This is a genomic window from Clostridioides sp. LIBA-7678 (genome assembly GCF_056716065.1).
This window is the reverse complement of sequence record NZ_CP196989.1, coordinates 1-20,302: the sequence shown is the minus strand read 5'-3', so window position 1 is coordinate 20,302 and position 20,302 is coordinate 1. Positions and strand designations below refer to the sequence as shown.

Annotated in this window: 17 protein-coding genes; 13 read left to right on the top strand and 4 right to left on the bottom strand. The window is 24.0% G+C overall.

All coding sequences use genetic code 11. From position 1 onward, the window contains the following. Positions 1–5: 5 nt before the first annotated feature. The 5 genes from ACTG46_RS20560 to ACTG46_RS20540 all read left to right on the top strand — a co-directional run bounded on the left by ACTG46_RS20560 (position 6) and on the right by ACTG46_RS20540 (position 3,639). Positions 6–617 (top strand): hypothetical protein, encoded by a 612-nt coding sequence (locus ACTG46_RS20560; protein ID WP_021383417.1) that lies wholly within the window; start codon positions 6–8, stop codon positions 615–617. Positions 618–640: 23 nt separating this feature from the next. Beyond that, positions 641–1,012: a hypothetical protein gene (locus ACTG46_RS20555; protein WP_021383437.1), complete on the top strand. Its 372-nt coding sequence runs from the start codon at positions 641–643 to the stop codon at positions 1,010–1,012. Positions 1,013–1,016: 4 nt separating this feature from the next. Beyond that, positions 1,017–1,700 (top strand): ThiF family adenylyltransferase, encoded by a 684-nt coding sequence (locus ACTG46_RS20550; RefSeq protein WP_021383416.1) that lies wholly within the window; start codon positions 1,017–1,019, stop codon positions 1,698–1,700. 80 nt (positions 1,701–1,780) lie between these two features. Then, entirely contained in the window at positions 1,781–2,578 is a 798-nt protein-coding gene (locus ACTG46_RS20545) for a hypothetical protein (RefSeq protein ID WP_021383349.1), read from the top strand. A 305-nt stretch (positions 2,579–2,883) separates the two neighbouring features. Next, the gene (locus ACTG46_RS20540; protein WP_021383434.1) at positions 2,884–3,639 is read left to right on the top strand and encodes a hypothetical protein; all 756 of its coding nucleotides are present in this window, start codon (positions 2,884–2,886) and stop codon (positions 3,637–3,639) included. Positions 3,640–3,685: 46 nt separating this feature from the next. Here ACTG46_RS20540 and ACTG46_RS20535 read toward each other — a convergent pair whose 3' ends face one another. Both ACTG46_RS20535 and ACTG46_RS20530 read right to left on the bottom strand, forming a co-directional pair. Continuing rightward, positions 3,686–4,927: a M56 family metallopeptidase gene (locus ACTG46_RS20535; RefSeq protein ID WP_021383427.1), complete on the bottom strand. Its 1,242-nt coding sequence runs from the start codon at positions 4,925–4,927 to the stop codon at positions 3,686–3,688. A 12-nt stretch (positions 4,928–4,939) separates the two neighbouring features. Continuing rightward, positions 4,940–5,308 carry a BlaI/MecI/CopY family transcriptional regulator gene (locus ACTG46_RS20530; RefSeq protein WP_021383418.1) on the bottom strand — a complete coding sequence of 123 codons (369 nt, stop codon included), beginning with the start codon at positions 5,306–5,308 and terminating at the stop codon, positions 4,940–4,942. Positions 5,309–5,688: 380 nt separating this feature from the next. Here ACTG46_RS20530 and ACTG46_RS20525 point away from each other — a divergent pair, with 380 nt between their 5' ends. Together ACTG46_RS20525 and ACTG46_RS20520 are read left to right on the top strand one after the other, a co-directional pair. Further along, the gene (locus ACTG46_RS20525) at positions 5,689–6,651 is read left to right on the top strand and encodes a hypothetical protein (RefSeq protein WP_054269390.1); all 963 of its coding nucleotides are present in this window, start codon (positions 5,689–5,691) and stop codon (positions 6,649–6,651) included. Between the two features lie 27 nt (positions 6,652–6,678). After that, entirely contained in the window at positions 6,679–12,033 is a 5,355-nt protein-coding gene (locus ACTG46_RS20520; protein ID WP_479924285.1) for a DUF960 family protein, read from the top strand. Positions 12,034–12,069: 36 nt separating this feature from the next. Here ACTG46_RS20520 and ACTG46_RS20515 read toward each other — a convergent pair whose 3' ends face one another. Beyond that, positions 12,070–12,600, bottom strand: a complete 531-nt coding sequence (locus tag ACTG46_RS20515; RefSeq protein ID WP_021383392.1) for a helix-turn-helix domain-containing protein — start codon at positions 12,598–12,600, stop codon at positions 12,070–12,072. Between the two features lie 198 nt (positions 12,601–12,798). Here ACTG46_RS20515 and ACTG46_RS20510 point away from each other — a divergent pair, with 198 nt between their 5' ends. From ACTG46_RS20510 to ACTG46_RS20485, 6 genes are all read left to right on the top strand, one after another. Next, positions 12,799–14,790, top strand: a complete 1,992-nt coding sequence (locus tag ACTG46_RS20510) for an AAA family ATPase (RefSeq protein WP_021383351.1) — start codon at positions 12,799–12,801, stop codon at positions 14,788–14,790. Positions 14,791–14,886: 96 nt separating this feature from the next. Then, positions 14,887–15,435, top strand: a complete 549-nt coding sequence (locus ACTG46_RS20505) for an RNA polymerase sigma factor (RefSeq protein ID WP_021383439.1) — start codon at positions 14,887–14,889, stop codon at positions 15,433–15,435. Next, entirely contained in the window at positions 15,428–16,132 is a 705-nt protein-coding gene (locus ACTG46_RS20500) for a DUF4367 domain-containing protein (protein WP_021383420.1), read from the top strand. Before ACTG46_RS20505 ends, ACTG46_RS20500 begins: the two co-directional genes overlap by 8 nt. A 78-nt stretch (positions 16,133–16,210) precedes the next feature. Continuing rightward, positions 16,211–16,630: a hypothetical protein gene (locus tag ACTG46_RS20495; RefSeq protein WP_102822253.1), complete on the top strand. Its 420-nt coding sequence runs from the start codon at positions 16,211–16,213 to the stop codon at positions 16,628–16,630. An 87-nt stretch (positions 16,631–16,717) separates the two neighbouring features. After that, positions 16,718–17,422, top strand: a complete 705-nt coding sequence (locus tag ACTG46_RS20490) for a geobacillin-26 family protein (protein ID WP_021383423.1) — start codon at positions 16,718–16,720, stop codon at positions 17,420–17,422. A gap of 19 nt (positions 17,423–17,441) precedes the next feature. Next, positions 17,442–17,828, top strand: a complete 387-nt coding sequence (locus tag ACTG46_RS20485; RefSeq protein ID WP_021383350.1) for a hypothetical protein — start codon at positions 17,442–17,444, stop codon at positions 17,826–17,828. Positions 17,829–19,117: 1,289 nt separating this feature from the next. Here ACTG46_RS20485 and ACTG46_RS20480 read toward each other — a convergent pair. Next, positions 19,118–20,302, bottom strand: a 1,185-nt coding sequence (locus ACTG46_RS20480) for a replication initiator protein A (RefSeq protein ID WP_021383359.1), incomplete at its 5' end; no start/stop codon positions are given.

Below are 20,302 nucleotides of genomic sequence, written 5' to 3'. Positions count from 1 at the left end.
AAAATGTGATTTTAATATGTGGAAAAAATAATTTCAAAATAAAACGTAATTCATTAAATATAAAATACACTAATGATAAAGGAAAAATTATAGAAGAAGCTGTCAATGCAAATAGACTCTTTGACTTATATGTTTCTTGTGAGAAGGCTATGTTATTTGAATTATTAGATAATCAAGGTAATTATTTAGAATTTATCATTGAAGACATAGAGAATCTCTCAGAATATTTAATTAATGAAAATTCTAGTCTAAATTTATATCTATATTGTGCAGATTTAGAAAAAACACCTATAATATCAACAAAGAAAGAGCTAAAAGAAATAGATAAAAGAAATGTATGTGTTATAAAAGAAGAAATTACTGAAAATACCAAACTTAAAATTATTTCTTTTCCTAAAAATTGGACTAGAAAAATGCAACAATTTTGGTTAAGAAAAAACAAGTATCCTATAGTAACAGAATATTATAATTTTACTTATGATTGTTTCTTAACTCAATATTTAGCATGTTTTGTTAAATATAAAAAAAATATTGTAAGCCTATATTGGTATTCTCCTGAAGATTTATTTAATCCTCAGCTTTTTAATAAAAAATTTGCAATGAAGATAATTAATTAATACATTTATGGAGGTAAATAAAAATGAATTTTACAGAATTATTTAGTAAACAATTAAAAAATTTAAATGAAAAACCTAAAGAGGACAAAAACAATACACCTAGTATAAATGATAATAAAAATAATACAGGTAATGTAAATAAATACTTAAAGCTTGAATCAGAATGTAAAGAATACACAAAGATTATAGTAAAAGTGTTTGGTAAAGTTATAAAAGAAATAGACAATGAAGAAGATATAGAAAATATAAAGATAAAAGGTCTTACAGAAGAAGTACTTTATACTTTTGGATACGAGGAATTGGGTAAATCCCCTGATTGGAGATTGGAACCTAGTCATGATAAAATAGTTGCTTATTTATCTGCTACATATAGCAACTTTAAAAATAAGGGGTAGTACTATGATTTCAATAATAATAGTTGGATGTGGAGCAACAGGAAGTCATTTAATTACATTGCTATCTCAACTGGCCATTTCTGAAAAAAAAATTGATGAAATTATACTCATTGATGGTGATATAGTTGAATCTAAAAATTATCGTAATCAAAAGTTTACTTCTAAAGATTTAGGTATAAATAAAGCAGAGGTCCTTTCAAATAGATATAATAAATTAGGTATAAAAGTATCTTTTATTGATGAGTATTTAGTTGATAAAAAACTTGTTGTAAATTTAATTAAAAATTCTTTAAATGATTTTATACTTATTGGATGTGTTGATAACAATAAAGCACGTATCGTTTTAAATGATGTATTTTATGATAGTTGTATTAATTCTCTAGTTTACATTGATACTGGTAATGGAGAAGGAGATGAAAGAACTGGACAAACTGTAATTGGTGTTAAATGTGAAAATAACATAATACATCCACCTGTTTGCAATTATTTCCCAGAGATTTTGACTTCAAAAGAAGAGGTTAAAAATGAAACATATTCCTGTTCTGAAATACAAAAACATCCCCAAAATTTTGCAACTAATATTCTAAGTGCTACAACTGCTTTCATAATAACAAATAATATCATTTGCTTAAATAAATTTAATAAAAATTTATTTGTATTTAATTCAGATACAGTTTCTATTTTATAAAATAACAAATAAAAATAGCACAAACAAAGAAGCTCTTAAAGGCTTCTTTGTTTATATTATTATACTAGGAGGTAAAGCAATTGCTTAAACATATTGGATATACTGAAAAAATTGCTTTTAGAGAATTTTTTAAATTTCTTTTAAAATATAAAAAAATATGTATGAATTTAGACTTAGATATTATTAATCATACTTTCCAATTAGATGAACTTATAAAATATTATTCAAAAAAATTTTCAATAAATTATATGTTCCATGAAATATATAGTTTAGAATATTTATATATCTGCAAAACAGTATTAGAATATTTTATAAAAAATAATGTAGTTCTAAAAAAAGATATAGACTTTGTTATTCAAGGTGAAATACAAAATCATTTAGAAGATTATTTTGACTTTTGCGATGATTATTGTTCATCAAATTATGATTTAGATATCATTGTTAATTTATTTAAAAATTTCGAGAAGTTTTTTAAGATAAAGTTTTGTTATGAATCACTTAGTCATTTAGGTGTTGAACACATGCCATCTAGTCATGAAGATTATGAGATATTTAAATCTTTCATTATTGCTTTAGAGGATGATATAGGCGAGAATGCTACACATGATGATTTTTTTTCAAATTATAAGAATGATTCTTATGTAATTGCTATTAATACAACATTTAGTAAACATATAATAAATTTAATCAATTGTTCTTTTCCTATTTTAGATGATGATTATAATAGTTGTTATATAAAAGATGGATACACATACTTCATTCTTAGTGAAATCGGATTTCAATCATATTCAATTAACATAAATAGTATTATACTTATAATTTTAGGGTATTTAGAAATTTATTTAAATAAAAGTTATAAGTCTTATTTTAACTTATAGAACTAAAAAAAGTCAGAAATGATTTTATATCATTTTTGACTTTTTTGTTAGCTATTTATTACTAAATGGTTGAATGCTTTGCTTATTCTTTTGACTAAACACCATAATATTTGAATAATTCTCTTTTATTTCTTCCATTAGCTTACCTATTTGTCTGATGTTCTTTTTAGGTTATTCTCATTTAATAAACACTTTGATAAATTGTAATATTATGGAAAAAGTAGTTGACTTTTAGACATTAGTCTAATATTATATTAATTAAGGAAGACAATTGTCTAAAAATACTATAAAAGGGGTTTTATTTTATGAATATGAAAAATATTAAAAAAACATTCGCTTTTTCTTTAGCTGTTATGTCATTATTTTCTACTAGCGTTTTTGCTGATACAATTAACATTAATACACATTCTAAACAGCCTAGTTCTTATTCAATTGATTCAAAAGCAATTAGTGGTACTACTTCATTTACAGCTAATGGTAAAAACTATACTAATCATACAGGTTGTGCAAAATTAGTTGCAGGTGTTACAGGTGCTACCACAATAACTTGCAAATCTGGATCTGTTGATAGTGGAATAATGGGTGCACATGCTAATCTATATAATACAAATGGAACTGTTGTTAAAACTACTGGTTGGAAATATAATACAAATAAAACTAGTGGATTTACAGCTACAACAGGATCAACTACTTCAAAAGGAACATATTATACAAAAGGCACTACTAAAGCTTATAATGGAAGTGGATATAAAACAGTTGGAGCAAAACAAAGCCCAATTGCAACTATGAAGAGTTTAGATATAGAGATCTCAAATGAAGAACTAAAAGAACGTCAATATTTATATGAAACTAAGAATATGATATCAGCACTTGGCGTAGGTGATATTGAAGGTTATGTATCTCTTGATGATTTATATTCTGAAGACAGTCAACCAAATACACCAGAAGAAGCTGTTGCTTATATGAATAAAATAGCAAAATCTAATGAAAAATATAAAAGTATACCTCTTTATGATAAAGATGGAGAAACTATTATAGGAGAATATCATATAGACTTATAATATACATAAAAAAACTGATAGAATTATTTTCTATCAGTTTTTTATTTTAATCAACTTTAAATCTTCCTATAATCTTCACACCTTCTTTATCATAAAGAGGTATACTTTTTTTAAATATATTAAAACTTCTTTTTCTTGTATATAAAACGGCTTCTTCTGGTGTTCTCGGTTGATTATCACAATCGTACAAATCTCTTTGTCTTACATACCCTACTTTCTTTCCTATACCTAGAGCTTGTATAAGTTCTGGCTCAATTAGATTTCCATTTGAATCTGTTACAGATGGACCATATGTCTCTCCATTTTTATTATAGCTAATCTTACCATCAGTATCTCCTAATATATTTTCATTTGGCTCAGAATTAGCATTAATAGAAAACATAGACCCAACTATTATAAAAGTTAATAAAAACTTAAAACCTAGATTAATTTTCCTTTTATCTTCATTAAACATACGATTCAACCTCTTTTTTAAAATAATATTTTTTTCATTTCGAAACTGAGATACACATGTTGAATATTTTAATGTTTTTTTATATTTTATTGTATCTAATATTAGATATGCATATTCTTCGATTTCACTTGAAGTATATTCATCAATTACAATTTCATCACAGGATAATTCACATAATTCATTAAATTGTTTCTTTAGTAAATGACAAATTGGATTAAACCAGTGTATTGTACATACAATACTAACCATAGCTTTAAATAAGTTATCTTTCCTTTTATAATGAACTAATTCATGTCTAAATATAAAGTTTAACTCTCTACTACTATATTCTTTTTCTGGAATTATTATTTTATAATCTCTTAATCCTATAATAGCAGGAGAATAAATCCCTTTAACTCTATATACTTTAAATCTTCTATTTATATTTAATTTTTTTACTTGGGCATCTAATACATTAATAATATCTGCATCCAAAACTTCTTCTTGTAAATTTTCTACATAGTTATAAAATTTATAATTAGCTTTTAGATGGCAAAAAGATATTAATATAATACCTAGTATCCAAATATACATAAATATGTCTAGATTAATACTATAACCATATGATATATAGCTATCAATACTATGTTTATAACTCTTAATTATGTTATTGTTGATAGCCAATATATTTAAATTTATTTTAGATATAAATAACATTCTAAATATTATTAAAATACACATTAAATAATAAAACTTATAACCATATCTATTTACTTTTTTAGTAAATAAAATAAACAAAAGAATTGGTACACTTATATAAATGTTTAATTTCAAAATCTCGATAAAAAGTTCCATAAGATAATTCTCCTACTTTCTTTTTTTTATCCATTTTTCAAGCTCTTTTATATCATCATCTGATATTTCATTTTCACAACCTAGTGATGAAATAAAGCTATGCATAGAATTCTTATGCATAAATTTAAAGAAATCTTTTGTTTCAAACTTCAAATACTCTTCACGTTTAACCTTAACAGTATACACAGTATTTCTACCATCTTTTTCAAACTCTAGAAATCCTTTGTCGCTTAATCGAGAAAGAACTTTTCCTGTAGTCCCTTTTGTCCATTCATGATAATCTTCCATAAAATGAGCTACTTCTCTTGCAGGTATTTTATCCATATCTTTATCCCAGATAAAATTCATAACTAACAATTCAGATTTTGGTATTTTTTTCAATTTAATCACACACCTTTAAATTTATTTTATTAGACATATGTCTAAAAGTCAATATATAAATATCATGTTATATAAATATTATATTAATACAAAGAGATGAAGTAAAAAAGTTCTATTTTTTACACTCCATATTTAATTTCTATTGTTGCGATATTGATATATAACACCATATCATTACAATTCCAGAATTTCTAGTATCTCAAAATCTTTTCGTTACTTTATAAAATCTGTTAAATGAAATGTCATAGTATATAATCAAATTTTTATTCAAAAAACTTTAAAAATTGAACCATATTGTATGTAATAAAAAAATTAGCTATTAATTAGCAACTTAAATTTAAGCTGTATAAATCAGCTACATAAAATGGGGGGAATACATTATGAAAAAAATAAATATTTCATTAAAATTATCTGAAGAGTTAGAACAAATTGTATTTGATAAAGATGAAAGAGTAAGTCTTACTTTAAAAGGTGTATTTTATGTAAATAAACTAGTAGGAGCAAGTATTTTTGAACCAGATAAAATTTATTTTGATGGAGATTATAGAGAAAATCCATATATTATTAATAATGATGATGGTTCAATTTTTAAAGTAATTTCTACCTCACTAGCAGTTTCAAATTATAATAACAATCAAATAGTAACTAAAGCAACAGTAAGTTTTAATGTAGATTCATATCTTTTAGATTCATTTGGCCATATTATTTCTGAAGATTATACAGCTGGTGAAATTTTTAAAAAAGGTACTTCAAAACTTACTGATGACAATTATGTATTGCCTATTAACTCAACATTAGAAATATGTGTAAGTTTAAAAAATACAGAAATTCAAAGAGCTTTAGGACAATATTTATTTAATAAAAATCTTGCTGATAGAAAAGCTCAATCTTTAAGCCAACGAAATGCTTTAAAAAAATTACCTCAATTTAATTGTCCAATTACTAATATAACTGGTTCATCTGGATATAGGATGGCAATTATGACAATTCCTTATTTTTATGATGATGATAAAGAAATTAAAGAAATCATCAATTGTGCAAGAACATTAAATGCTAATGTTTTAAACTGTAAACTTATAAGCATTGATAATGATGAAATCATAGATGCAGTTGATTTAGAGTATCTTAAATCTATTCAAAATTATGATGAAGAAATAAATAAAAAAGAATATTCAAATGAAAGATTAGTATTGTCAACTAAATATGCAGAGTGTAAAAAGAAGATTCCAGAAAAAATAACAAAAGCAATAAATATATTGTTCCCTGACCTCGATTTAGAAGAAGTAAAAAGCTTAAATAATAAAGAAATAAAACTTCTAATACAGTATGCAGAAACATTATAAAATAATTTAACTTATAAGGAGAAAACAATGAGTAATTTAATAAATTTTTTTAAAACTAAATTTAATGAAATAAATCAAAATGGGAATCATAATAAAACCAAAAAAAAGTCAAATAAAAAGAAAAAACTTATCAAAAACCAAATTTCCTTATTTGATTTATACTTTGATAGAACAAATGATATAAAAAATTCTAATGATAATAATAAATCAAAAGAAATTATTAAAAAAGATATAAAAAAATCCTATAGGAACGATTTAAACAACTGTTTTCAAAATAATTTTACTAAACAAATTACAAATCTCAAATCAAAAATTAGTGAGAAGAAATCAGATATATCTGATTTCTTTTTATCAAGAGAAAATCTATCAACTAATAACTCAGACCGTTATCAAAATAATTTAAATGCTATAACTGTATTAAATAAATTAAATAACTCACAAAAGGATATTACTCTTAATGATAAAACTATTTTATCTAAGTATGTTGGGTGGGGTGGTCTTTCAAAAAAGTTTACTGAAGGTTCTAAAAGTGATGAAGAATTAAAAAAGCTTTTAGGTGATTACTATGACAGTGCAAAAGCTTCATGTTTAACTAGTTTCTATACTCCTGCAATAGTTATAAAGTTTATCTATAGAGTATTGAATAAATTAGGTTTTGAAAAAGGCCGTATACTTGATCCAGCTTGTGGAACAGGTAGATTTTTAGGATTCATGCCTGAAGATATGTATTATAATTCTAAAATATTAGGTATTGAAATGGATAAATTAAGTTCTGATATTGCTACACACTTATATCCATCTTCTAAAATAATAAATATTAAATATGAAGATAGCAAAATAAAAAATGAAAGTATTGATTTATGTATAACAAATGTTCCATTTAGTAATATTCATCCATATGATACAGAGGATAAATATCTAAATAAATATAATTTAAACATTCATGATTATTACTTTGTAAAATCAATTGAAAAAGTCAGAGATATGGGATTAATTATATTTATAACAACATCTGGGACATTAGATAAAACAGATACTACCATTAGAAAAATTATCAATGAAAAATGTGATTTTATAGGTTCTATAAGATTACCAATTGAAGTTTTTTGTGATACAGATACAACTACAGATATAATATTTTTAAGAAAGAACAAAAATAAATTATCTTCTGAGAACTGGATAGATGTTGTCAACTATGAAGATTTCTATATAAATAATTATTACAAAAATAATCCTCATATGATGTTAGGTGAAATGGAGATAGTTTCTTCTCAATTTGGTCCAAAACAAGTTCTTAAAAGTACAAAAAGTTTATCTATTAGTGATTATGATAAATTATTGAAATACTTTCCTTCAGATATCTATGAAACACCTCTAAATGATGCATATATGTATGAAGAAGAAGAATTAACGCTTTGTACTGATGATGAACTAAAAGAAGGTGAGTTCATATTAGAGAATGAATTGATTTATCAAAAGCAAGGAAAATATCTTATTCCTTCTTCTTTAATTGGTAAAAGAAAAGAAAAGTTGAAACAGTTTATAATAATTAAAGATACTATAAAAAATATAATACAAGCTCAACTTAATAACTGTACAGATAACGAATTAAATGACCTTCAGAGAAACTTAAATGCTAAATATGATAAATACATTAATGAATATGGTTTCATAAGTTCTAGAGGAAATAAGAAGCTTTTATCTGAGGATACTTTATACTATCTTGTAGCATCTTTGGAAATATATGATAAGCAAAATGATACATATAAAAAAGCTGACATGTTCTCAAAAAGAACTATAGGTAAATCAAAACCTGAAAAAAATCCTGAAAAAATAGAAGATGCTATTATGATTGCTTTCAATAATTATGGATATTTAAATATGGATTATATCTGTAGCATAATGAATAAATCATATCATAATATCAAAGATGAATTATTATCTAAACAACTTGCTTATATTGACCCTTTGACAGGAGATTTAGTGGATAGAAATAGTTATTTATGTGGATATGTTAAAGAAAAATTAAAAGTAGCCAAAGAAGCATCAATAAAAAATAATGCTTTCTTAGTAAATGTTAAAGCACTAGAAGCTAATCAGCCTAAATATGAGACAGATGTATTTTTTAATATTTCATCTACTTGGATACCTTCAAATATAAAATCTGATTTTATTGAAAAAACATTAGAGCTTAGAAAAAATTCAATTCAACTATTATATTCAACACACCTTGGTTATTCAATAAATTGTTCTGCTTATATACCTATAAATAAAAATGAGTTCATATGGGGTACAAAAAGAAGAAAATCTCTATCTATTGTTGAAGCAGCATTAAACATGAAAACTATAACTATCACTGATAAAGAAACAAAAAATGGTAAAGAAGTTTCTGTCAAAAACTTAGAAGAAACTCAACTTGCTATGAATATATTAGATAAATGGCTTATAGCTTTTCATAGCTATGTAACAAGCAATAGCTATATTCATAAAGAATTACTTGATATATACAATGAAAAGTTTATAGATTATAAAGAAAAAGAATACAAAAACATACTAAATGATGTTAGAATAAATCCTAATATAAAATTGCGAGAACATCAATTAAAAGCGGCTAGTAGAATAGTTACATCTGATTGTAACACCCTTCTATGTCATAGTGTTGGTTCAGGAAAAACTTATACAATGGTTACAGCTGCACAAGAATTAAATAGGATATCTAAAATAGATTCAAAAAGAGGTAATAAGAATCTATTTGTTATACCAAATTCGCTTTGTGAGTCTGGACAATTTGCCAAAGAATATTTTAATTTATATCCTCAAGCAAATATTTTAGCTACTACTTCAAAGGATTTCTCTAAAGCCAATAGAAGAAAAATTATAGCTAAAATCGTTACATGTAACTGGGATAGTATAATAATTCCACATTCTGTTTTAGGATTAATACCTTTAGAAGCTGAAACAGAACTAAAGTTAGTAGAATCAGACCTAAAAGAATTAAATAAAACACTTAAGTATTATAAAGATGAGTGTTCTGACTTTTCTATAAAAAAACTTGAAACAATAAAAGAAAGTTATTTAAATAGAATTAAGGAATTAAATGACATGCACAAAGATGAAGCTCTTCTTTCATTTGAAAAACTTGGTATAACAAACTTATTTATAGATGAAGCTCATAATTTTAAAAATTTATATTTTAATACTACTATGCAAGTACCTGGAATATCTTCTTTAAAAACAAAGAAAACTCAGGATTTATACAATAAACTAAGATATTTTAAATCTGTGAATGGAAATAAAGGTGTTACATTTGCTACAGCAACTCCTATCTCTAATAGTATTTGTGAAATGTATACTTTACTTACTTATTTAAATAAACCTTCTCTAGAACATTATGGAGTAGATACTTTTGATGCTTGGGCGAGTACCTTTGGTTCAATCATTTCTTCAATGGAAGTAGATCCAACTGGACAAGGTTTTAGATTTCAACAGAGGTTTGCTAAATTTTGTAATGTTCCAGAATTAGTTAATATATTTAGACAAGTTGCTGATGTGGTTAATATCTGTGATATAGAAAACTTAGATATTCCTAAAGTGACAGAAGGAAAACCTATAGTAGAAATTATAAAACCTACAAGCCAAATGAGAGAATATATAAATTCTCTTGTAGAGCGTGCAGAAAAAATTCATAAAGGCTCATATAATCCAAGAATAGATAATATGTTAAATGTAACTACAGATGGTCGATTAATGGCTGTGAGCCCTGCATTAGTTGGAATTAGTGGTATATCACCAAAAATAATAAAGGTTGGTGAAAATATAGCTTCTTTATATCATGAAGATAAAATAAGTACACATTTAGTATTTTGTGATCTAGGAACACCTACTGGTAATTCACATAATGTTTATGATGATATAAAAAATGAACTCCTAAAAAATAATGTTTTAGAAAAAGACATAGCATACATACATGATGCAAATACACCAGAAAAAAGAAAGAAGCTTATTGATGATTTTAATAATGGTATTATTAGAATATTAATTGGTTCTACTTCTAAAATGGGAGAGGGAACTAATTTTCAAAAACATTTAAAATCACTTCATCATGTAGATGTGCCTTGGAAACCTTCTTCAATTTCACAAAGAGAAGGTAGAATATTAAGACAAGGAAATTTAAATAAAGAAGTATCTATTTTTAGATATGTAGTTGAGGGTTCTTTTGATGCATATTCGTGGCAGACAATAGAAATAAAAGCAAAATATGTAGCTCAGATTCTTAATAATTCTTCATCTTCTAGAACTGCTGAAGATATAGGTAATCAGCTTATGAGTTATGCCGAAACAAAAGCATGTGCTTGTTCTGATGATAGAATTTTAAAATTATGTGAAATAAATAGAGAAATTCAGATAATTGAATTAAACAAAAAAGCATTTTTAAATCAAAATTTACTTACTTTACAAGATATAAAGTCAATAGAAAACTCTATAGAAGCTTTAAATATATCAATATCTAAATTAGAAGAAGATATTAAGGTATATGCTTCTAATTCTAATGATTTTAAAATAACATTAGATGGAAAAACTTATTTTGATAATAAAACAGCTATAGAAACTCTTGGAGAAATTATGGATAGTGGAAAAGTTGGTTTTTTAGGTGAAATTTATGGCCTAAATATAGTTTATGAGAAGGAGTTTACATTTGATAATAAAGTTAGGGAATTTATTTCACTTGGTAATAACTATAAATTTGAATTTTCTGCTTTGAAAACTCCTAAGACTTTAATTAAATATTTTATGGAGTATAGTAAAACTAGCACAGATAAATTAAAGAGCTTAAAAGGAATATATTTTTGTAAGAAAGATGAACTTGTATCTCTTAAGGAAGTTTTAAAAAATAAGTTTACAGAAGATGATAAATTAGAAACTCTTATGATTTCAAAAGCTAAACTTGAAAATGAGTTAAGAATTGGAAATACTGTAATAAAAGAAAACAACTTAGAGCATAATGCAGTAGAAAAAAGTGAATTAATAACTAACCCTGACAATATGCCTATAAAAGATAAAACAGATAGTAATTATCTATTTACAGGCAAAAGGTTCCTTACTAAAGGAGTAGATTGTGAGATTCCAATTAAATTACAAATATTTATGTGGAATTTAATAGATGAGTTAAAGATAAAAAAAGATTATCTTCAAGTATTTGATATAACTCCTATTAATTCTAGTTATGTGTCTGTTACACATAAACAAGAAATACCTAAGTATACATCTACTTATAAAGTAGAACAAAGTACGGATGTGAATTTTGAAATAGATGCTAAAAAAACAATCTTTGTAATAGATGATATTGATCATGTTACAATGCTATTAAGTAGTGAATATTAAATAAAATAATGTATAAAACTTAAAAAATAGATAGATTTATAATCTATCTATTTTTTTCAGTGTTATTTTATCATTATAAATACTTATAGTAAAAATATCTTCCTCTTTTATTTCTAATATTCTTCTCCATTTTAATGGTATCAATATTCGTGGACTTACTCTTCCTTCAGAATTAGGGTGAAAGTATATTAATTTTTCTACTTCATCTATTAAATTATTTTCTGGACCTTCATTGTCTATACTTTTTTCTATTGTAATTTTATCACTATAAAGTCTTAATCTAAATTTATCTTTTTCTTTAACATTTAGATATATTATCCAGGCTAATGGAATGCTTATTAATGATGTAATCCTTAATTTACTCTTTACAAAGATGAGTTTTTTATCTTTTTCATCTTCTAATGGCCATGCCAAGATTTTACAAATACTAACTAAAGTTGTTGTAGATATCTTATTTTTTAGTATCCTTGTGTATGTACTACTATGTATTCCTAGATATTTACAGAATTGTCCTTTTGTAAACTCAAAGTCTTTTCTCTTCAATTCTATTTTTTCAGCAATATTCATTATTTATTTTTACCTCTTTCAACAAATATTTATATTAACTACAGTAACATACTTTATGTTACTGTAGTTAATATAAAAAGTTTCAAATTTTTTTTTAAATAGCCCCATATTATAAGAAGAAATAAAAGTATAAGCTATGTATTTTAGCAAATAAAAATTAGCTGTATTTATCAGCTTAACAAAATAGGGGGTATTAAAATGTTTCAAAAACTAAACTTAACAAATGTAAAATGTTATGATGATAAAACAATAGATTTATCAAAGCCAATAGTCATAACAGGTAAAAATGGAGTAGGAAAATCATCTATCTTAGAAAGTCTTATATTTGCAATATTAGGATATATACCTGGTTGCGATAAAAAAACATCTGATATGATGAAAATATCAAAATATCAAAATGGATTTTCTGTAAAATTATATACAGACAATGGAATTATACAAAGATCCTTGAATTCAAAAAAATCAAGTGGTAGTGAAGAGCTGTATTTTTCAGAATCTAAAGAGAGTAAACTTAGTGGTAAAAACAAAGATATAATAGATAAACTTGGAATAAATACAACTTTTTTTGATATTAATAATTTTCTTTCTTTAAACTCAAATGATAAATCTAAACTAATTTATTCTTTAATATCGACTGGTAAGTATGATAAACATTATCTAAGTTCAAAATTAGATAGTATTATCCCAGAAAACATATTAAATGAGTTGATGTATGCATATCAAGATAAATATTCATTTGAAGAAAATCTTAATAAATTATTAGATTATGTTTCAAATAATAAAAAGATTATATCCAATGATATAAAAGAAATTAAAGCAATTATCTTTCAGTTAACATCATTAAAATGTGATACAAAAATTGATATAAACAATAACATAGATAATGAAATTGAAAAAAAGCAGTCAGAAATTTATAAATTAAGAAATGATATAGATAATATAAAAAAAGAAACTCTAAAAAAATCTGAGATATTAAACAAATATAATAATCTCAAAAATAAAATTGAAGTAAATAAAGATAAAAAGAAAGACCTATATAGTGAAAAGGAAAAGTTGCAAAAAAATATTTTTAAACTACAAGATTTTAAATTTGATAATGAAATTAATACAAAGCTAACAGAGTTAAATAATACTTTAAAATCTCTAGAGCTTACTGGTATTGAAATTAAAAATAAAAAAACTAATATAGAAAATAAAATTAAAACTAATAATGATTTAATAAAAACAATAAATGAGAGAAATAAATTGAAAAAATGTATTATTGATGAAAATATATACTGTAACAACATGGAAGGCTTTAATTCATCAATAAATGCCTTAAACGATGAATTAAAATCCTTCTCCAATATTTATAATGATATATTAAATAAGTATAATTTAGCTAGAAAAGATTATCATGAAATTGGTAAAACTAAAAATAGTCTTTTAGAAACAATTAGTGAACAAGAAAATAAGATAAAAGAAAATAACATTGAATTATCAAATATAAAAGAAAGAATTAATAATATTGACAAAGAAATTCTGAATATAGATAATCTAACAGCTGAGTTGGAAGCATATGAGCATGCACTTAAATTATTTAATAACTCTGGTAATATAGATTTACTTGAAAAAATGTTATCTTTATCTCAAAAAGATTTAATTGATTTAAAAGATAAATGGAAACAACAATTAGATATAAAACAAAATATGATATTGTTAGAAAAAAATGAATCTATTAGAGAAGATAAAGAAATAAAATTAGAACATTACAAATCATTAGAGAAGCTTTTAAAACAAGAAAAATCCAATTTAATCAATAATGGTATAAAACCTTTTATACATTTGATGAACCAGGTTTTATTAGAAATTGGGATTAATAATAAAACTGTTTTTATTAAAAATGAAAAGAATAAGGTTGATTTTGGATTTATAATGAACTCTAAAGAGATATCTTTTGAAGCTCTATCAACTGGTGAAAGCTTGATATTTTTAATTGCTCTGATGGCTGCTATCTATCAAAGCAATGATTCATACTTTAAATTACTTGCTCTAGATAATTTAGAATTACTTGACCATGACAATTTAACATTTATTTTTAAGAACATTGATAAGTTAAATAAATACTTTGATAATATAATACTAATAGGAGTGTTAGATCACTTTAATTTAGAAGAATTCTCCAATAGTATAAATATTCATAGAATATAACATTAAAAGGGAGAGGTATTATAATACCTCTCCCTTTTAATGTTATAATGTAATGGTGTACCATTGTAGAGTTAAAATTTAAAGGAGACATATTCTATGCTAATATATTTATCATTAATTGATTCAGAAGATGACAAATTAAAGTTTGAAGAAATCTACATACAATATAAACAAATAATGTTTTATACTGCTAATAATATATTAAAAGATGAGCATCTATCAGAAGATGTTGTACATAATTCTTTTATAAAAATAATAAAAAACCTATCAAAAATTAATCAAGTTAATTGTCCCAAAACAAAAGCTTTTATCGTTATAATAGTTGAGAGAACAGCAATAGATTTATATAGAAAGAGAAAAAAACAAAATATAGTATCAATAGAAGATGATTTCTATAATACTGAAATATCAAAATCACTAATTGAAAATAATAATGAAGATTATGATGAAATTGATACAGCCATAGCAAATCTCCCACCAAATTATCGCCAAGTTATTCTCTTAAAATTTAGTCATGATTATTCTGATGCTGAAATATCAAAATTACTAAATATATCACAGGATAATGTACGTAAAAGAATACAAAGAGGAAAAAAGAAACTGAAAGAAATCTTAATTGAATTGGAGGTGCAAAGCGTTGAGTAAAATTAATATTACAGATGAGATGCTTTATAGACATGCTTCAAATGCTGAAAAAATTATTCTAGATCAATTACCACCAGACGAAGAATTAAATCATGTTTTTTCTAAAAGATTTGAAAGGAAGATGAAAAAACTAATTCGTCAAGAAAAAAGAAATCCTTTCATTAAATATACTGTTATCTATTTAAAACGAGTTGTAGTTGTATTTTTAATAGTTGTAACTGGATTATTCACAATAACTATGAGTGTTGATGCTCTTCGAAATCAATTTATCAAAATTGTAATAGAAATTTATGAAGATTTGACAGAATTTATTTTTTCTAAAGATATTCAAACTGATAAGGAACTTGATTTTATATTAAAAGAACCTAAATATATACCAAAGGGTTTCAAAGAAGTTGAAAGAGAAAGTTCTAAAGAAAGTATTTTTATTGGATATGAAAATACCAAAGGTGATGAAATAAGATACCGTTCAAATCAAATTAATTCAAGTTCTGTAATAATAGACACAGAAAACGCAGAAGTAAGTAATATAACTATAAACAAAAATAAAGCTAAGTATGTTGTCAAAGACGATACTATAATCTTATTTTGGAATGATGAAAAAGATACATATACTATATATCTAGATTCTATCAACAAAGAACACTTGAAAAATTATAAAGAAGAATTACTGAAAATTGCAGAAAACATAAAATAAAAAAATTTTTACAGAAAGTGTCACAAACCACCTTTTTATTTCGTTATCTAAGTGTAAAGAAAATAAGGGGGTGGTTTTTTGTACTATAAAAAAATCTTTTTTACAGGAGCTTGTGCCTTAACACTTATTTCATCATTTGGAATACAAGCACTGGCATATGAGCCTTTAGAAACTAGTGAATATCTAGAAGATGGAACTGTTTTTATGGTAAATATTAAAGGAGCTGGTTGTGATTTGAAAATTACTTCTGGAAAAGCTCATATCTCATGTTATGTAGATGGTAAATTAGGAACTTCAACATCTATTACAGCAAAATTACAACAAAAAAATAAATCTGGAACATGGACCAATATTTCTACCTGGTCAAATTCTAAAAAAAGTTCTTGTAGTTTATCTAAAGATGTTAGTGTATCAAAAGGACATTCTTATAGATTATCGGTAACTGTAAAAGCAGGAAATGAGAGCAAAACAATATTCAGTCCTATTAGAGTTTATTAGTTATAAATTCCATAAAATCTTGGATATTTATAAATTTAATAAAAATATTAAAATAAAAATTTGTTTTACATTAGAGGAGGAGTAAATATGAGTTTAAAAAACAGAAAAATGCGTACAATATCATTGGTTTTGATAAGTAGTTTTATGATTTCTAGTTTCCCAGTTAGTACATTCGCTTTAAGTAATAATGACAGTAACATAATATTAAGTCAAGATAAAAATATTTCTGTAAATATTCTTGAAGATAATAGTGAAAAAAGAGTTGTTGAAGTAATTAGTAATGATACAAAAACTGTAGTTACATATGATAAAATTAATAATATAATTACAGGAGATGAAGTTAATTTAAATACTGCTGAAAAGAATTATATAAATATTGATCTTAACGATACATCTTCATATGATAATGATAATAGTATATCTTCAAGAAAAGCTCAAATTACAAATTCTTCAAGATTTTCTAAAATCTATTATGCTGCTAATGGAAAGAAATGGTCAATAAAAAATACAAAAGGTTCACTTAAAGGTCGCACAGAAACAAGTAAGAACTCAGTTAATCTATACAGATTTAAAGATGCAGTAGATTCTTGCAGAAAACTAGAAAATGCATCTTCTCGTGGTATGGATACTACTAAACTTGGGTTAGCTATTGCTGGAGTTACAGCTGAAACAGGTGTTGGAGCTGTTATTGGTATTTTTACAGCTATAGGTGGAGCTTCAAGTGCTGCTTATAAGTTTTATGATTCTCTTCAGTATAGAAAAGAAGCAGACAGACTATTTAGTATGTTATAAATTATAGGAGTGGTTTTCAATGTTGATAAATTATTATGATAGGGGTTATTTCAAACAAATATATATTACAAGTATTCTTGTGATAATATTTTCGATAATATGTGCATTCAAAGTAACTTTTCTATTCTTGTTACTTGCAGGGTTTTATTTTGAACAAACATATAAGTTTTTAATAAAGTATAAAAATAAACTTTATATTTCAATTACAGATGATGATATTTTAATTGATAACAAATATATTTTCAGAGGTAAAAATACTAAAAACCATATAAAATTTGAAGATATAATAAGTGTTAATAAACAAGATAATATTATCGAAATTTTCACAAATGAAAACTCTTATTGTATATATCTAAAAGCTTTAAGCATTGAAAGCGAAGAATATCTAATAAGTAGACTAAAATAATTTTGTTGATTTTACATGTTCTAAATAAAAAGGAATATCTTTTTAGATATTTCTTTTTATTTAAGTTTTTTTAATGTTAATTTAGCACTTTTTTTTGCTTTTTTAATATAATATTTACTTTTTAAATCTTCAAAGAAACAAAGCCCATTTTGAAATAAAGAATCAAAAACTACGAAAGTAACAAGTGCTTCAGTAAAAGAATCTTCTGATATAATTTTAAAAGCTTTATTTAAAATATCTGTATGAAAAAACTCCAATTTCATAAGAATATAAGATAAAAAAAGTATTAAGTAAATTAAGAGTTTTGTTAGTTCAAAAAATTTAAACTTAAATAAATCAGAAAATGCATATAGTAATATATATATATATATTGCTATAATTAGAGTAAAAGCATAACAAAAAAGTTTAGTATCATCTTGTAATGAATTAGATTTTATTTGTAACAGTATAATTAGAAAAAGAATCAATATAAAAAATACAATAATTATCATTAAAAAAATTAAAATAGATAAAATAGCTTCAAAACCTGTATTTGTTCTATTAAGAGATCTCTTTTTTAAGCTCTTAAATGTTACAATACTTGAAATGAAAATCAATAAGAGGTATAAATAAGTAATAAAATTACCAGGATAAAGACCTCTTAATTTTAATTCTAATATAATCATAATGCCTAAAATAATAGGAAAGCACTCTTCAAGTCTCAATAAATAATTAGTTACAACATTTCTAGCATCTTTTTTAAGAAAATTATATGATATAATAATAAAATATGCTAAAAGAAAAAATAGAAATTCTATAAAAAATCCAATTTTTAAAGACCAAAATTCTAAATCATAATTTATAAAAAGGAAAAAATACATAATTTCAAAAATTTGAATATTAAAACATATTCGAAAAATCCTAAATTCTTTTGAAAATTCAGTGTTAAGGCTAATTTTTTCTCGTTTTATTAACCCAAATAAAATTGTAAATAAAAAACATTCACTTAATACTAAAGATACAGACAATATAAAAGATATCTCTATATTCATATCTCTATCAAGAGATTTCAAATAATAACTCATTAAAAATGTGAGCGTTATCTGAAAGGCAATTATAAATATTATGTAATATGTATATTTGTCTTTTTCTTTGTAATACATAAAAGTCTATTCCCCCATTTCAAATTGAACACTAATTAATCTAATTTTACTATATGAGATAGAATATAAACTTTTGAAGAATCTTTCTATACATAAGTAAGTTGTATTTGACATAATACAAGTAAAGTAACTTAATAAAATATAAATTTATTCTTTGGGATATGGTAAATTATATTTTATTGCATATTCTATTGCAATTTTTTTAATTGGTGCTCCACAATTCCATTTATCTTCTACTGCCTTTTCATAAACTTTTTTATTAATATTATCATCCTCTTCTAAAATATCTTCTTTTTCTCCATACTTTACATCTTGAGAGGCTTTTATTTTTTCATTAATATAATTTTCATTTTTATTTTTTAAACTTCCATTAAAATTATCAAATTTATTTTTTGAATATTTTCTCTTAGATTTTTGTTCATTATATAATCTATTATCATTTTCAAATTCTTTAATTGTTTTAATATTTTTCTCTTTTAAATTTTCTAATATTTTCTTTATGTAGCTGTATTTTTTCTTAATATCATTTTCAGAAACATTTATAAAAATTTGTTCCCAAATTTCTATATCTAAATTATCAATGTTTTTTTCTATCAATTTTTTCATTCCTGGTTTTACTTCTTTATCAACTTTTAATTTAACATATAGATTTTCAATTTTATTGATTTTATTTTCTTCATCAACAACAACCTTAAAATCAGTATCACTAGAATCAGTATTACTATACGGTAAATTTTCCCGTTCTTGTACGGTAGTTTTTACTGTTCTTGAACGGTAGTTTTTACCGTTCAAGATTTTTTTTAGTTTTTTCTCTGAACGGTAAAAACTACCGTTCAAAGTATTTTTAAGCTTTATGGACTTATTTTTTTCTTCTTTTTCTCTATATTTTAAAATTCTTTCTCTTTCAAGTATGCGTTTTTCTTCAACATTATCTTTAAATTTATCTATATACAATGATAGTTTATTTATTTTAACATCAACCTGTTTAAGATATAAAAGATTAGATTTGCCTTGTCCTGTTTTATCTTCTTCTAATAATCCAAAATTTATAAGTTCATTTTTATAACCACGTGCAGTTTTCTCACTTACTCCTAAAAATTCACTCATGGAGATCTGATCACATTTAATAAATAATCTATTTTTATCATCATACCATTGATTTGAAAGGGACAATTTAGTTCTATCTAATAAAAATCCATACAATATTTTAGCCTGAACTGAAAGAGGTTTCTTGTCAGATGGTTTAATATATTTATCCTCATAAAACAAAGCTTTTGGAATTTGTATATGTAATTGTTTTAAATCTTCTTCTACTGTAAAATAATCTCCCAT